Here is a 16,007-nt window from a genome sequence, read left to right as displayed (position 1 = left end):
ACTTCTATCCTCAAACCTTTACACTTCAAATGACTAAAGTGTTTAAAACTTTTGAACCTTTTGTGGTTGATAAAAATCCAACTTTCAGTTTTAAAATCTATTTTTACATAAAATTCAAATCACAACCCTCTCATGACTATTTTTATCGCAGGCGGAACTTCCGGTATCGGCTATGCTCTTGCCCGGCATTATCTTAAAAAAGGATACGATGTAGGAATCTGTGGACGAAATCCCGGAAAGGTTCCTGAAAATACTTTTGAAAATCTGAAACTATTTCAGGCTGATGTTTGTGATATGAATTCAATTGCCGCTGCACTACGTTCTTTTCAAACCGATGGAAAGACTCTTGATATTTTCATCAATTGTGCAGGAAGTTATGCCGAAGATGTAGCCGGAAAAATTTCCTATGAAGAAGCTGAAGAAATGCTTCAGACCAATATTCTGGGAACAGCCAACTGCTTTGAAGTCGCCAGAAAAGCAATGAAAGGACAGAAAAAAGGCAGCATCGCTGTTATTGCTTCCGTTTCAGGAATATTAGATTATGAAAACTCCAGTCTTTATACCAAAACAAAACGGTCGGTGATTCAGATTGCGGATGCTTATCGTCGGGCACTGAAAACGTTTGGGATTTCTGTAACAGCCATCGCTCCGGGATATGTAGACACTGAAAAACTCAGACAGCTCAATAATAATGATCTTCATAAAAAACCTTTCCTTACTGATGTGGAAACGGCTGTCCATATTATTTCCAAAGCGATTGAAAAGCAGGAAAAACTGGTAATTTTCCCCACAAAAATGAAATGGATGATGAGATCATTATCCATACTTCCTCCTTTTTTATTAAATATGATCATGTTCAGGAAAGCCCAATGGATGAAAGACGACCGACCTTAAAACAGCAAATCTTCGCTTTTGCTCTCTGTGCGATTGTATTCACGACTGTTTACAATTTTGCCGCATGGTATACGTCAAGAGCTGAAAAAGTTCCGTCTTTTGTGTTTGATTTTGAAAAATACATTCCATTTCTGTCATGGAGCATTATCCCGTACATGACCAGCGGCATTTTTTTCTGTTCCGTATTCTTTTTCTGCCGCGATAAAGAACAGCTTACCGTTTTGACCAAAAGAATGCTGTTTACGACTGTTGCAGCGGGTCTGTGTTTCATCGTATTTCCGTTACAGTTTTCTTTACCCAAACCAATGACAGACGGCTCTGTTCTGGACTACTCTTTTCAGTTTTTAAAAGTATTTGATTCACCTTTCAACCAGTCGCCTTCGCTTCATATTGCCTATGCTTTTATTTTCTGGACCGTTTTCAGAAACTTTACAAAATTCCGCATCTTTTTAATGCTATGGCTTATTGTGCTTGGAATTTCTACGCTAACAACTTACCAACATCATTTCATCGATATTCTTTCGGGAACGGTTCTAGCGCATATCAGTTTTATGGTTTTCCCTTACCGGAAAAATGATTTTCAGTACAGAAATTTTCAGGTGGCCAATTTCTATTTTCTATTCGGATGGATTTTGATTTCTGCATCAATTCTTATAAACCAGTTTTATGGACACTTCTGGCTTATTATATTGTGGCCTGCCGCAATGGCTATTATCATCGGATATCAGTATCAAAAGAATAATGTCCATCTTTTAAAAGACAAAAACGGAAATATTTCATGGTGGAAAAAGATCTTTTATGCACCTTATCTAATGATCTATTGGACGTTCTGGAAATTTTTAAGGAAGAATAAAAAACCGTTGGCAATTGCGCCCCGCATTTATATTTCATCAAGGCCCGGTCTTGAAGATCTTCGTCATTTTGAGATCAGCAGAAATACTTTGATCTATGATCTTTCAGCAGAAATGGAGGAAATACAGGATTTAAAAAAGAAATCGTCTTATCACTCAGTTCCCTTTCTGGATATTGGAACTTTGGATATTGATCAAACCAAAAAACTGGTTACAGAAATCACAGAAAACTATAAAATACTTTCGGCGGATGGAAAAATTTTCATTCACTGTACGATGGGCTTTACAAGAAGCTCTGTCATAGGCATTTTAGTAATGAAAAATATTCTATCTTTACCCATAGATGAAGCAGTAAACACCATGACAGGCATTCACAAAAATGCAGTAATTCATCCTTATCTCAAGGATTTTTTGAAAAAAATTTAAACTATGAACAGCGGACATTTTAAGAGTTTTGACGGCAGTAGTATGTTCTACCGCGAGTGGAATTATCAGCCTCAACAGAAAAGCATCATCATTATCCACCGTGGTCATGAGCATTCGGAAAGACTGAACGATATCGCCCAGTCACCCCAGTTTTCGAAGTACAGTATTTTCGCTTTTGATCTCCGCGGACACGGGCATACAGAAACCAAGACCTCTTCTGTTTTCATGGATTACGTTAGAGATCTGGATTCTTTCTCCAAATTTTTGGGATCAAAATACAGTGTGCCTATTTCAGATATTTTTGTTTTAGCGAACAGCATCGGAGGTGTTGTAGCTTCGGCATGGGCCCACGATTTCGCTCCGGATATTGCAGGAATGGCACTTCTGGCGCCTGCTTTTAAAATTAATCTTATCGTTCCCTTAGCCAACGAAATGATCACGCTTGGGACAAAGCTTAAAAAAGGGCTCATTATTAAAAGCTACGTAAAATCCAAAATGCTGACCCACGATCCTGAGCAGCAAAAAGCATATGATACAGATCCACTGATTACAAGATCTATCGACGCTGAGCTTCTTATCGATCTTGCGAAAGCAGGAAAACGTCTGGTAGAAGATGCCGAAGCTATTGATACACCAGCCCTCATTCTTGCCGCAGAAAAAGACCATGTGGTTTTTAATAAAGAACAGAAAACGTTTTATGACAAGCTTGATACCGATTTAAAGAAATATGAAGTATTATCCGGCTTTTTCCATGGAATCATGTTTGACACCGGAAAAGAGAAAGTTTACGATAAGGTTGCCGATTTTGCAGAAAAATGTTTCAACAGAACGCATAAAACAGCTTCTCTTCATCCTGATCGTTTTTCAATAAAGGAATATGAAGATCTTCAGAATAATGTCGGGAATAATCTGAATTTTAAACTTCAGAAGTTCTCTCTTAATAACATTGGGAAAATAAGTAACGGAATGGCTATCGGCCTGAAACACGGTTTTGATTCCGGAGCTTCGTTACATTATGTGTATCAGAACCAACCGAAAGGAAAATTAGGTTTTGGGAAAATGATGGATAAAAATTACTTGAATGCGATCGGCTGGAAAGGAATCCGTATCCGTAAAGAACATCTGATTCAACTTTTGGAGCAGAATATTCAAAGTCTTAAAAAGGAAGGCAGAAAGATTAAAATTCTTGATATTGCCGGTGGAACGGGAAATTATCTATTCGATATTAAAGAAAAACATCCTGAAGCAGAAATCGTTATCAATGAATTTGTAAAGGCTAATATTGAGATCGGAGAACAGGTGATCAAAGATAAAAATTATCAGAATATCCGTTTTACCAACTTCGATTGCTTTGATCCTGAAACCTATAAAAAGATCAACTTTGAGCCGAATATCACCATTATTTCAGGAATTCTGGAACTGTTTGGAGACAATGAAATGGCAGCTAAAGCAATAAAAGGAGCGGCTTCCGTTTCCGAAAAAAATTCTTTTGTTGTTTATACCGGACAGCCGTGGCATCCGCAACTGAAAATGATCGCTTATGTTTTGAATAATCATCAGAACAAAGACTGGGTTATGAGAAGGCGTTCGCAGAAGGAACTGGACAGAGTCATGAATCACAGCGGGGTTCGTAAAGAAAACATGCTGATTGATGATTACGGTATTTTCACCGTTTCTTCAGGAAAGATTAATTCTTAAATTAAAAAATAATCTCGCGCTGATTGAGCAGATGGAACAGATGTTTACGTTAAATCTGCCTGATCGGCTGAATCTGCGAGAGCTCAATTCTAATAAAAAAAAGGTTTTTCAATCACTTGAAAAACCTTTTTTAACAAAATTATCTATACAATTATTGTTTTACCAGTTCAAAATATAAACTTACATCTACATCTTTAGCTACGCCTGCACCGGTTGGGTCATATTTGATTCCGTAGTCTAAACGGTTAACTGTAAATTTCGCCTGGAAGCCCATTACTTCTTTCCCTTGCTGATTTTTAGTCACACCACCGAATGTTACCGGAATGCTTACATCTTTTACCGTTTCTTTGATCTTCAGAGCACCTTTCAGAATGTAGGTATTATTTTTATCCTTAGTGATAGATTTGCTGTGGAAGCTCATCGCCGGATATTTTTCGGCATCAAAAAAGTCGGCACTTTTAAGGTGTTTATCTCTCATTTCCGTTCCGGTATTGATGGAGTTTACCTCCACTTCGAATGCAAAAACGGCATTATCTAAATTGGCCGCATTAGCCATTATTTTTCCTTCAAATTTATCAAATCTACCCTGTACAAAGTTGATTCCCATATGCTTGATATTGAAATTCACTGAAGAATGCATCGGATCTGCCACCCATTCTGTCTGTGCAAAACTCAAAACGCTTAACAGCGTGAATACGAAAGATAAAAGTACTTTTTTCATTATAACTTATTTTTAGTTGAGTAAGTAAAGGTATGATATATCACTCATTCTCATCTTGATGTATGTTAGTTTTTAATTTTGGAGTGATTATTTTAGAATACATTAAATTAAAAAGGCAAATCACAAGAAATACGACGAATGAGTTGACATAAATAAATAAAGCCAGAAACTCTGCATCTCCCTGGTCTGAAAAATATTTAATGGGGTTCGTTCCTGAAATGAGTAACGTGAGTAAATAAATAATTTCAAATAAAACCGCCATTCTTACCATTGAATGATAATTTTTCCTGAACACTAATACCGTAATAAAACTGACAACGGTTACGATAAGACATTCTATCAAAACCCCCATTGGCACCATTGCTGTCCCATCTGATTTTACTTTTAAAAATTGCAATGTCCATTCGCAGAATTGAGCATTGAGAAGACTCATCACAATAAATACGACCAGGCTTCTCACCAGAATATTTTTCATGCCCGAAAATTAATTAAAATTCTGAAAGGAGATTCATTTTTTTTAACTTCGCAGTATGGCAAAACTGAAAACAGCATATTTCTGTCAAAACTGCGGAACCCAATATTCCCAATGGATGGGGCAATGCAAAAACTGCGGAGAATGGAATACCCTTGTGGAAGAAGTTGTTGAGAAAACCTCATCCAAAACCCCACCCTTTTCAAAATCAAAACAGCATGTCATCAACATTATTGAAGTGGTGACCAGCGAAGAACCGAGAATAAAAACGCCTTCCGAAGAACTGAACCGCGTTCTGGGAGGTGGTATTGTACTGGGGTCAGTAACGTTAATCGGTGGAGAGCCGGGAATCGGAAAATCTACCCTTTTGCTTCAGCTGGCTTTAAAGATGAAGAAAAAAGTGTTCTACGTATCCGGAGAGGAAAGTGCTTCGCAGATCAAGATGAGAGCGGACAGGCTGACGGATGTCCAAAACCCGAACTGTTTTCTTTTTACGGAAACGTCGCTGGAAAAAATCCTTCACGAAGCCAAAAAGCTGGAACCGGATTTGATGATCATCGACTCCATTCAGACTTTGCAGTCTCAGTTAATTGAAAGCTCGCCGGGAACAGTTTCCCAGATCAGAGAATGTTCCAATGAGATCATCAAATACGCGAAAGAAAATAATATCCCGGTTTTCCTGGTAGGCCATATCACGAAAGACGGCCAGATTGCCGGACCGAAGGTGCTGGAACATATGGTAGACGTGGTTTTAAATTTCGATGGAGATAGAAATCACCTTTTCAGACTGCTCAGGGCCAATAAAAACCGTTTCGGATCTACTTCCGAGATTGGAATTTACGAAATGGTTTCACAAGGTTTAAAAGAGATCAGAAATCCTTCTGAAATCCTGATCACCAAGAAATTTGAAGAACTTTCCGGAAACTCAGTGGCGGTCACTTTGGAAGGAAACCGGCCGATGCTTTTGGAAATTCAGGCTTTGGTAAGTACCGCAGTTTATGGAACTCCGCAAAGAAGTTCTACAGGATTTGATGCCAAAAGACTGAATATGCTGTTGGCTGTCCTTGAAAAACGGGCAGGTTTTCAGCTGGGTGCGAAAGATGTCTTTTTAAATATTACAGGCGGAATCAAAACGGATGATCCCGCACTGGATCTTGCCGTGGTGGCTTCTATCCTGTCTTCCAATGAAGATATTGCGATTTCCGAGCATTTTTGTTTTGCAGGTGAAATCGGGCTAAGCGGAGAGATCCGTCCTATCGCACAGGTGGAACAGAGAATTACAGAAGCTGAAAAATTAGGCTATGAAAAAATATTTGTCTCCAACCTCAACAAGATTCCGAAAAGAAAATTTGGAATTAAAATCGAGGAAGTGAGCAAAATTGAGGATTTCCACGAACGGATCTTTTAAAAACCATTCCACATGCAGCTTGAAAATATCCAAAAGTTTGTTCTTGTCCTGCTCTACGGAGGTCTGACCCTGCTTTCATTTACGGTACTGATCAATCCGATGAGGGTCAACAGGAAAGCGAACTTGTTTTTCGGGCTATTCCTGCTTTTGTGGTCCAGCTACTGGATTTTGAATGTTTTACAGTTTTGCGGATTACCTCCGGGGCCTTTGCTGACATCTTCAGTCTATTCGATACAGATATTCACGCCGGTTCTCCTGTTTTTCAGTGTTGTGTTTTTTATTAATCCCAATTACCGTTTTAAAACGAGGGATCTGGTCTGTCTTATTGTTCCCGCGATCTATTGGATTTTACTTTTCAACTCGGATAAACACCCGGTGATTTACAATGCGGTTTTGCTGATCGATGTTGCACATAATCTTCCTTATATCGCGCTTATTTATTTTAAAATCAGGAGGCATCAGAAAAGGATTGAAACCATTTCTTCCAATACCGAAAATATGGATCTGCAATGGCTGATCAAGCTGAGTTTCCTTCTTTTTGTCACCATTATTATTACGGTGGGTTACGAGCTGTTTAATGCTTTTGTCTATAAAATGCATCAGCATCTGGTGATGGATCTTTTGTTTTTATTCATTGTCTACAGCACTTTATATTATGTACTGAGGCAGAAAGAAATTTATCCTGTGAATAAGAAACAGCGCGATGAGCTTTTATCTATCGAGCTGGAAAGTGAGGAAGAAGAAACGGAAAGAAAAAAACTGATCCCCGATCATGAGCTTGGAAGTTTAAAACTCAGGTTAAATGCTTTAATGGAAACAGAAAAGCCTCATCTGGATGGCGATCTTAATTTGCTTAAGCTGTCGGATCTGCTTCAGATCAATGCGCATCAACTGTCTTATCTACTGAACAACGGCTTTCATGAAAACTTCTTTTATTTTGTGAACAAATACAGAATAGAACATGCCAAGAAAATGCTCACGGATGATTCGTACAAAAAATTATCTATGGTAGGCATTGCCTTTGAATCCGGCTTTAATTCCAAAACAGCTTTTAATACGATTTTCAAAAAAATGACGGATATGACGCCTTCTGAGTTCAAAAAAGAACAGGCTGGCTAATCCTCACATATTTTCAGAATTCTTAAAAGTTTTTCAATGCTCTGTTCCTTACAGATGGAGGTTTTTTGGGTAAAAATTTTTATATTCGTTTATGAATTATTTAGCCCATTCTTTTCTTACTTTTTCGGACGGACAGATCGTAGGACAGTTTCTTGAAGATTTTATCCGGAACAAAGACCGCTATTCTTTTCCGAAAGATATTCAGGATGGTATTACGCTGCACAGAGCTGTGGATACTTTCACAGATTCCCATCCGGCTATTCATGAGGCTAAAAAAGTATTTGCTCCTTTGGTCAGACTCTATGCCGGTGCTTTTGTAGATGTGGCTATGGATTATTTTGTAGCTACTGATCTTTCTCTACATTCATTAGCTGAGTGGAAGGCCCATTCCTTAAGAGTGTACAGAGTCCTTAACGAACATGAAGAATGGCTTCCTGAAAACTTTAAATTAATGCTGACTAAGATGGAACAGGATGACTGGCTGTACAATTACCGCGAAGACTGGGGCATTAAATTCAGCATGCGGAATGTGATGAATAAAGCCAAATATCTGGAACCGGACATCGCTGTTTACGAAGCATTTCTAAACAATAAACCTTTTCTGCAGGAATGTTATGATGACTTCTTCCCTGATCTTCTCGCTCACGCCAAAGGTGTCAATGCGCTGATTCAGCTCGATCATCAATAAAAAAACACTCACAGGGAACGTAAGTGCTTTTAACAATTTGTGTTGTTAGAATCAATATCTCATTTTCGGTTATCTTAAATTTTTATGTTCTGTTGCCTGTCAAATACAAATATTACAGCATAAGTCGCAATACCTACCTAGACAATAAAACAAACAACTATCTTTAAAAATCAAATACAAAATAAGTTTGTTTTATTCATATGAGTTGTTTTAGTATATTATTAAAATATTAAACTTATATGTTTCCACCAGCAGTAGTCAAATTACAATTTTGATTAAAATTTTACTTAAAAAAGTGATTTAATAAAAAAATAATTAAACACAACTAGATCTACACAAATATAATTTATTTTAAATAAAAAACAAATATCACAAGCGTTAATTAATTAAATAATATTTATACATTAATTATCAATAATAAAATACATTATTTTCTATTAATTAATTATTAAAAATAATTTTAAAAGAGAGACAATACAAAAATATTAATCAATATGTGGTGATTTAATATTTATTTAAAATATGAAATGATGTATAAAAGAAAATGAAGAAAAAGGAATGCTAAAATTGGCGGTACAGATAACGGTTCGGATAGGTAAGCTTTTCACTTTTCCGGTCGCCCTTTATAATCATATGAACAATATTGATCTGATCATCAAAAAGGTTGTACAGAAAACTTACGGCTGCTTCCAGTTTTTTGGGGCTGATCACAGTTTCAGACTCCAGGAAGACATTCACTGACTCGCTGTCTTCTTCGTAGCCTACGTAGTTTATTTTTAAAAACTTCCCGTCTGCCTTTAATTTAAAATACTCAGCACAGTACTTTTCTAAAGCTTCATTCAGCTTCGTTTTATATTTTTCATCATTAAAGTGGAAAGAGCTTCCATATTTCTTTCCTAATCCGTTTTCCAGATCATCCAGAAAAAAACGGCCGGTGATCTCAAAGGATTTTGATTTCGAATTATAATTAATTTCTACAGAACCTACATGATAAGGGTGAACCTCATCGGCTTTTGTAAAGCCCTGAAACACCAGCAGCACCGAAAAAATAAAGGCGAAGAAAAATTTACCCTGCATTGATTTTATTTTTAAACAAATATAAAAAAAGCAGCAGTTATACAACCGCTGCCTTTTAAGATTACCCTTATCTGGTTATCTTTAATTATTCCTTAACTACTTTCTTAGTAATTTTTGTATTGTCGTTTAATGTAATGGTAAACAGATAAACTCCTTTTACCAGCGATGAAACATCAATTTTACTTTCTGAACTATTAACATTAGCCGTGTTAATCAATTTTCCGGAAGCATCATAAATAGTTACGGAAGCTTTAGAATACTTCCCTAATCTTACATTGACAAAGTCTTTAGCAGGATTCGGTGTGATATTCACATCTATATTCACCTTTACATCTGCCGTTCCCAATACAGCTGAACTTGACTTCGCAAAGTATCCTCCAAAACCTGTCGTCTGGAAACTTACTTCCCAGTATTGGTAGGTTTCGTTCCAGATAATATCAGCCACATTTGGCATTATCACTGTAGCAGAACTACCAAAAGAAGCTGTAGTACCCGTATTTCCCGCGCTGGTTCCTGCAAATTTCTCAATCACAAGATTGGCTTTATTCGCGTTATCTGTGCTTGAAGTGGGTAATTTCACAGTGTTCGTCAAATTATAAGTATCAAAATCTGCCTGCTTGAAATATAAAGTAACTTTTCCTGTGGCGGTAGCCGGATTGGCTGCCGGATTGATCTCGTATCTTCTTGAAACATAATTCGGCTGTGCGTTATCTACCCAAACTTTGGAAGTAACATCTCCTGAAACAGTGCTGGCAGTCTCTTTTTCTACTCTTGTGATCAGCTGACAGGTATTGGTGAAATAGTTGTATCCTCCCGCTACTGTTGCTGTTTTATTGAGGTTTACCGTAGCCAGGTTTTTCACTTCAGCAATATTTTCATAAACGGTGGCTCTCATTTTCAGGTCAAATGTTCTTGCCGTCCATGTTGTTCCATTTGTTGAAGTTTTACTTCGCCCACTAGCGGAAACAGATTCATTTTTCATAGAAATTCTCCCGCTTAGTCCGTTAATGACAATATAAAAATCCTTGCCTGTTACCATCTGTACATTGAGCCCGGAAAGATCTACATAATTCCAGGTAAATCTCTGAATATCATTCACCCATGAAGAAACGGTTTTCGTGGCAATAATGTCCCCCGGATCGCCATTGGCATTCACTTTCCTGATCTGGATATCAACTGCCATATCACTTGGAATAGCAGATGATCCCGTTGTAAATGAAAAGCCTCCTAATTTTCCGGTTAACGTTGGTGTATACCGAACCGCTAAAGCTGTATTATCGAAGAAATTGTTATTTTCTGTATTGGCAATAATATAAGGCTCATCATAAGTTACTGTTTCAAAATTGGATTGTACGCATCCTAATTCATCGGTAACCGCCTTGTAAATATCTAATTTCCCATAGCCCCATCTTGCATTCGGAATGTTTCCGGTGGCAACATCTTTTTTTGCGTTAGAAGTAAGACGGCTCTTCACCTGTGCGGCTGTCAGTGCAGGATTAGCCTGAAGCAATAGCCCTACTGCTCCCGCCACTCCCGGTGAAGACATACTGGTTCCCTGATTTTTCACATAGAAATTGGTTCCGATAATAATGTCCGTAGCTCCCGGCGCAGAATCAACTGATCTTGAAGAAATCACATTCTGACCTGAACCTGTAATATCCGGTTTCTGAAAACCATCCACTCTTGGTCCCTGTGCACTGAACGACGAAATAGATTCCTGTGCCGTGGTTGTTAAATAAGCACCTGCTGAAGAATACCAGCTTCCTCTTCCCATATACGATGCTACGGTAATAGCATTGGATGCATTTCCCGGACTTCCCACTACATATTCATTATCTCCATTCTGAAGGGAGGCCACAATTCCTGTCCCTTTACTGTATAACCAGCCATGGGTAGTAATAGGCTGAGTTCCGTCATTGGTGATCTCAAGTGTATAATTTCCCTGGCAATTGGCAGTAGAACCTGTATTTCTGCTTATGACCAGCTGCACATAGCGCTTGTTGTTATCTGTGCTCCAATAGTTGTACATGGATGCTGTAAAACCTCCGCCTAAAATACTGTGTGCGGTATTGGTACTTATGTTCTGTGTATATTGTTGTCCATCCGGAGTGGTAAGTCTGGCGGTAACAGCTGTATCATTATTAGCATACATCAGAAATGCAAACACGGAAGCCGCTGAAGTATTACTGCCTACGGTGAACGCATAAGACTGTGTAGCATTCGGTTCTATATCTACTTTTCGGTGAAGATTAGCCCCGTAATCATTTCCTGCAGAAATTACAACGACTCTTCCCGGACCTGAGCTGGTAAAACTATTGACGGCTACTTCATGAGAAGATGTTCCGTCGTGGGCACTTCCCTGTCCTCCGATGCTCATATTGACCACAATGGGTTTATTCAAAGCTGTCGCTACATTTTTAAAGTACGTTAAAGCATTGATGGTATTGGTCGTGGGAAAAGAACCATTTCCTCCTTTTACAAAAACGATATCCGCTTCGGAAGAAAAACCTTTGTGTCTTTTATCGGCAAAGGCAGCGCCATTTCCTGCAGCAGTACCGGATACGTGCGTTCCGTGGCCGTTCGTATCATTTTCCCGGACAAAACCTGCCGGAGTGCCGTCCAATTCATCTTCAATCTGGGCTCTTGTATATTCCACTCCTGTTGCAAATCCTGCTGGAGGAACTTCGGTGCCCTGCGCGGTTAATGTCTGATCCCAAATGGAAACAATTCTGCTTTTTGTCTGGTCAGCTGCATTTCTGAAATCAGGATGTTTCCAGTCTATCCCCGTATCAAAAACGCCTACCAGGATTCCGGTTCCGTTGTAAGCGGTATTATTGAAGGCCCCGTCCTGCAAAAGGCTTGCTCCAGACTGGGCTCTGCTTACATCGTTATGAAGCTCATCAAATGTAGGGGCCATTACAGAAGTTACATAAGGAAGCTGGGTCAGTTTTTCAATATCTTCAATACTTACCAAAGCAGTTGCAAAACCAGGGAGCTGACTTTGCACTAAAAATCCGTCGGCTTTAAGTTTTTCAGGAGTTCTTGTATAAATAATACATGAATACATGGTTTGAGCTCCTTTAGAAGTCACCACCAGATGTTTATCCAGTTTCATATCATCCCGCTCCATACCTTTAACGGCATTTCCCTTTGATATAATTTCTTTATTTTTCAATAAAATATCAAACCGGGAATCTAATTTCTGTACCTGTCCATAGAAAGCATACGAATACAGTCCTAAAAAAGCAGCTGTAGCGTTTCTAAGAAACTTCGCTCCTCCATTCGGAATGTTTACTTTTGTAAGAAATAGTTTTTTTAAATGCATATTTAAGTTTTTTTAACATTACAATTATACAAATATTTATAATACAAACAATGCCATCAAAACACCAATATTATTCATAAAAACAACAAATTAATATAAAATAATTCACAATATCGCCTTGATAAATGAAAAATTACAGGTTTTAATTTATCCTTTAATTAAATTACATCAGAAACAATTATTTTAAAAAAATTCAACTAATTATCATCAAAAAATAAAAAATTATAAACATTATTCAAAATGCAGGATTTTCTATTCTATTTAAAGCTTGGCTGGGAGCATATTATTTCTCTGGATGCATTGGACCATCAATTATTTGTACTGGCTTTGATCGCAGTGTATTCTTACACCGACTGGAAAAAAATACTGGTGCTGGTGACTGCTTTCACCATCGGGCATTCCATTACACTTGCCTTAAGTATACTTGATGTTTTCAGAGTTCCTTCAGCATGGGTGGAATTTTTAATCCCGCTGACGATCGTCCTTACTTCTCTGGATAATATTCTGATGAAAAATAAAAAGCAGACGCTTATGCGGGCCAATTATTATCTTGCTCTGATTTTCGGATTGGTCCACGGAATGGGTTTCGCCAATACGGCAAGGGTAATGATCGCCAAAAGTCAAAGTATAGCTATTCCATTATTTGGATTTAATATTGGGCTCGAACTTGGGCAGATCGTTATTGTATCGGGTATTCTTATCCTTTTGTTTATCCTTCTGAAAATCTTTAAGGTCAATAAGAAAGACTGGGTCTTGTTTGTCTCTTCCGGAGTATTTGCATTAGCGTTAAAAATGACTTTGGAAAGACTTCCGTTTTAACTTTGAAACATTTTCAATTTTTCAACTACTTATTATTATCTTTGGTAATTATTAAATCAATTCGGTAATGAAACTAAAAACAGTTCTACTTTCATTTTCTGTATTTGCTTATACAGGTTTCACCGCACAAAATATCCAGAATAATCCTGGAAGTAATCACGGAAACAGATTCGAGCAGCTGGGAACTATTCTCCCGACTCCCAATATTTACAGGACGGCTTCGGGATCTCCCGGACACGGCTATTGGCAAAATAAAGCTGACTATGATATTACCGCTTACCTTGATGAAGACAAAAGAAATCTGAAAGGTTCTGAAACCATTACCTATTATAACAATTCTCCGGATGATCTGGATTATATCTGGCTTCAGCTGGACGAAAATGAACAATCCACCGTTAAAAATGCTGGTTTTCAGTTTCCTTCTACCCTTCCCGCTTCTTCCAATGATCAACAACTGAAAGTTACTGAACTTCCGGAAAAAGATAACGGCTATGGCGTGAATCTGGAAAAGGTAACGGATGCTTCAGGAAATCCCCTGAAATATACGGTCAATAAAACGATGATGCGTATTGATCTGCCGAAGGTTTTAAAGAAAGGAGAAAAACTGGTTTTCAAAGTAGACTGGAACTATAATATCCCGAACAGAATAAAAATGGGCGGCCGCGGCGGTTATGAAAATTTCGCTGAAGACGGCAATGACCTGTACACGATGACGCAATGGTACCCGAGAATGTGTGTATACAGTGATTTTCACGGATGGCAGAACCACCAGTTCACAGGACGTGGCGAATTTGCATTGGTATTCGGAAATTTTAAAGTTTCCATGAATGTGCCCGCAGATCACATCATAGGCGGAACCGGCGAATGTAAAAACTATGAACAGGTTTTAACATCAGATCAAATGGCCAGATACCGAAAGGCTGAAAGTGCTACCGAGCCGGTTGAAATTGTAACATTAGATGAAGCTAAAAAAGCAGAGAAAAATCATTCAAAGGAGAGAAAAACATGGAATTTTGAAGCTAACGATGTAAGAGATTTCGCATGGACCTCATCCAGAAAATTTGTCTGGGATGGAATGCGCGTTACGATTCCTGAAAACAATAATAAAGTAATGGCGATGAGTTTCTATCCAAAAGAAGCTTACGGATTATACAGAAAATATTCAACAAAAGCAGTTGCTCATACGATCAAAACCTATTCTGAATTCACGATTCCTTATCCGTATCCTGTCGCACAATCTGTAGAAGCAGCGAATGGAATGGAATACCCGATGATCTGTTTCAACTTCGGAAGAACTGAAAAAGACGGAACCTATTCTGAAGGAACCAAAAACGGAATGATTGGCGTGGTAATTCACGAGGTTGGACATAATTTCTTCCCGATGATCATCAACTCTGATGAAAGACAATGGAGCTGGATGGATGAAGGCTTGAATACCTTCACGGAATATCTTACGGAAGAGAAATGGGATAATAAATTCCCTTCCAAAAGAGGTCCGGCATGGACGATCACCGATTATATGAAGCTTCCTAAAGATCAGCTGGAGCCTATTATGAGTAATTCTGAAAACATTATTCAGTTTGGACCAAATGCTTATTCAAAACCGGCTACCGGATTGAATATTCTTCGTGAGACAATCATGGGAAGAGAACTTTTTGACAAAGCTTTTAAAACTTACGCTAAAAGATGGGCCTTCAAACACCCTGAACCTGCAGATTTCTTCCGTACGATGGAAGATGCCAGCGGTGAGGATCTTGACTGGTTCTGGAGAGGATGGTTCTACGGAACGGATCCTGTAGATATTGCCATCGATAAAGTAACTGTGGCAGTTCCGGATCTCAATACGCCTCCAAGAGATGCCAAAGAAACAAAGTATAAAGTGGAAAAACCACTTCAGAATGCTTTTGAAGATATTTCTAAAATCAGAAATAAAGAAGATAAGAACATCACATTCTATGTAGATAAAGATAAAGAGTTACAGGATTTCTATTACCGATATGACAGAGGTCAGGAAAAATTTGACACCGAAAAGGAATACACCGTAAAAACGGAAGCGGGCCAACCTCTGGATGCTAAGGATAAAGAGAAATTCAAAAATCTTACAGGCTACCAGATTGATTTTGTGAACAAAGGCGGGCTTGTAATGCCGATCATCCTTGAATTCACTTTCGAAGACGGATCTAAGTTATATGACAAATCCTCGGCACAGATCTGGAGACAGAATGAACAGAAGGTTTCAAAGACTTATTATTTTGACAAAAAGATCAAGTCTATCCAACTGGACCCGATGAGAGAGACTGCTGACATTGATACTTCCAATAACTTATGGAGCCGCAATGGCACAGATACTCAGGTTTCAAAATTCCAATTGTTTAAACAGAAACAGGGAGGTGGCCCGGTAAGAGGTGGCGCCAACGGAAAAGTAAACCCAATGCAGGCCGGCGGAAAAAAATCATAAAAATCAAAAAGGTTGTTTCAAATTTGAGACAACCTTTTTTCTTTTAATGAA

12 protein-coding genes are annotated in these 16,007 nt (G+C 38.3%); 8 read left to right on the top strand and 4 right to left on the bottom strand.

Going from position 1 to position 16,007, the window contains the following annotated elements:
- The first annotated feature begins 132 nt into the window (after positions 1-132).
- Genes IW22_RS01400 through IW22_RS01390 form a run of 3 tightly spaced genes read left to right on the top strand, consistent with a single transcriptional unit; the run spans position 133 to position 3,869 of the window.
- Positions 133-894 (top strand): SDR family NAD(P)-dependent oxidoreductase, encoded by a 762-nt coding sequence (locus IW22_RS01400; RefSeq protein WP_034723554.1) that lies wholly within the window; start codon positions 133-135, stop codon positions 892-894.
- On the top strand, positions 801-2,171 hold the full coding sequence (locus tag IW22_RS01395) for a phosphatase PAP2 family protein (protein WP_081873865.1): 1,371 nt from the start codon (positions 801-803) through the stop codon (positions 2,169-2,171). Before IW22_RS01400 ends, IW22_RS01395 begins: the two co-directional genes overlap by 94 nt.
- 3 nt (positions 2,172-2,174) lie before the next feature.
- Positions 2,175-3,869: a bifunctional alpha/beta hydrolase/class I SAM-dependent methyltransferase gene (locus IW22_RS01390; protein WP_034723551.1), complete on the top strand. Its 1,695-nt coding sequence runs from the start codon at positions 2,175-2,177 to the stop codon at positions 3,867-3,869.
- Between the two features lie 151 nt (positions 3,870-4,020).
- Here IW22_RS01390 and IW22_RS01385 read toward each other — a convergent pair whose 3' ends face one another.
- On the bottom strand, positions 4,021-4,590 hold the full coding sequence (locus IW22_RS01385) for a YceI family protein (RefSeq protein WP_034723550.1): 570 nt from the start codon (positions 4,588-4,590) through the stop codon (positions 4,021-4,023).
- A gap of 40 nt (positions 4,591-4,630) precedes the next feature.
- Entirely contained in the window at positions 4,631-5,065 is a 435-nt protein-coding gene (locus IW22_RS01380) for a hypothetical protein (protein WP_034723549.1), read from the bottom strand.
- 55 nt (positions 5,066-5,120) lie between these two features.
- Here IW22_RS01380 and radA point away from each other — a divergent pair, with 55 nt between their 5' ends.
- The 3 genes from radA (at position 5,121) to IW22_RS01365 (ending at position 8,277) form a co-directional block, all read left to right on the top strand.
- On the top strand, positions 5,121-6,470 hold the full coding sequence (gene radA, locus IW22_RS01375) for a DNA repair protein RadA (protein WP_034723547.1): 1,350 nt from the start codon (positions 5,121-5,123) through the stop codon (positions 6,468-6,470).
- Between the two features lie 12 nt (positions 6,471-6,482).
- Positions 6,483-7,589 (top strand): helix-turn-helix domain-containing protein, encoded by a 1,107-nt coding sequence (locus IW22_RS01370; protein ID WP_034723545.1) that lies wholly within the window; start codon positions 6,483-6,485, stop codon positions 7,587-7,589.
- Between the two features lie 91 nt (positions 7,590-7,680).
- Positions 7,681-8,277: an ACP phosphodiesterase gene (locus tag IW22_RS01365; RefSeq protein ID WP_034723544.1), complete on the top strand. Its 597-nt coding sequence runs from the start codon at positions 7,681-7,683 to the stop codon at positions 8,275-8,277.
- A gap of 561 nt (positions 8,278-8,838) precedes the next feature.
- Here the strand turns inward: IW22_RS01365 and IW22_RS01360 are convergent.
- Positions 8,839-9,354, bottom strand: coding sequence for a DUF6702 family protein (locus IW22_RS01360; protein WP_034723543.1), 516 nt, complete (start codon positions 9,352-9,354; stop codon positions 8,839-8,841).
- Positions 9,355-9,439: 85 nt separating this feature from the next.
- Complete coding sequence (locus IW22_RS01355; protein WP_034723542.1) at positions 9,440-12,679, bottom strand: S8/S53 family peptidase; 3,240 nt, start codon at positions 12,677-12,679, stop codon at positions 9,440-9,442.
- 240 nt (positions 12,680-12,919) lie between these two features.
- Between IW22_RS01355 and IW22_RS01350 the strand changes: the two genes are divergently transcribed.
- Entirely contained in the window at positions 12,920-13,498 is a 579-nt protein-coding gene (locus IW22_RS01350; RefSeq protein WP_034723541.1) for a HupE/UreJ family protein, read from the top strand.
- A gap of 67 nt (positions 13,499-13,565) precedes the next feature.
- Complete coding sequence (locus IW22_RS01345; protein ID WP_034723540.1) at positions 13,566-15,956, top strand: M1 family metallopeptidase; 2,391 nt, start codon at positions 13,566-13,568, stop codon at positions 15,954-15,956.
- Positions 15,957-16,007: the final 51 nt, after the last annotated feature.

The sequence above is a fragment of the Chryseobacterium sp. JM1 genome (genome assembly GCF_000737715.1).
In the GTDB taxonomy this organism is placed as follows: Bacteria; Bacteroidota; Bacteroidia; order Flavobacteriales; family Weeksellaceae; genus Chryseobacterium.
The sequence above is the reverse complement of the archived record's forward strand: the minus strand, read 5'-3'. Positions and strand labels throughout refer to the sequence as shown.

Bases quoted from the DNA above. Each gene is read 5' to 3' on its own strand.
- IW22_RS01400 (WP_034723554.1), top strand. From the start codon at position 133: ATGACTATTTTTATCGCAGGCGGAACTTCCGGTATCGGCTATGCTCTT.
- IW22_RS01395 (WP_081873865.1), top strand. From the start codon at position 801: ATGGATGATGAGATCATTATCCATACTTCCTCCTTTTTTATTAAATAT.
- IW22_RS01390 (WP_034723551.1), top strand. From the start codon at position 2,175: ATGAACAGCGGACATTTTAAGAGTTTTGACGGCAGTAGTATGTTCTAC.
- IW22_RS01385 (WP_034723550.1), bottom strand. From the start codon at position 4,590: ATGAAAAAAGTACTTTTATCTTTCGTATTCACGCTGTTAAGCGTTTTG.
- IW22_RS01380 (WP_034723549.1), bottom strand. From the start codon at position 5,065: ATGAAAAATATTCTGGTGAGAAGCCTGGTCGTATTTATTGTGATGAGT.
- radA (WP_034723547.1), top strand. From the start codon at position 5,121: ATGGCAAAACTGAAAACAGCATATTTCTGTCAAAACTGCGGAACCCAA.
- IW22_RS01370 (WP_034723545.1), top strand. From the start codon at position 6,483: ATGCAGCTTGAAAATATCCAAAAGTTTGTTCTTGTCCTGCTCTACGGA.
- IW22_RS01365 (WP_034723544.1), top strand. From the start codon at position 7,681: ATGAATTATTTAGCCCATTCTTTTCTTACTTTTTCGGACGGACAGATC.
- IW22_RS01360 (WP_034723543.1), bottom strand. From the start codon at position 9,354: ATGCAGGGTAAATTTTTCTTCGCCTTTATTTTTTCGGTGCTGCTGGTG.
- IW22_RS01355 (WP_034723542.1), bottom strand. From the start codon at position 12,679: ATGCATTTAAAAAAACTATTTCTTACAAAAGTAAACATTCCGAATGGA.
- IW22_RS01350 (WP_034723541.1), top strand. From the start codon at position 12,920: ATGCAGGATTTTCTATTCTATTTAAAGCTTGGCTGGGAGCATATTATT.
- IW22_RS01345 (WP_034723540.1), top strand. From the start codon at position 13,566: ATGAAACTAAAAACAGTTCTACTTTCATTTTCTGTATTTGCTTATACA.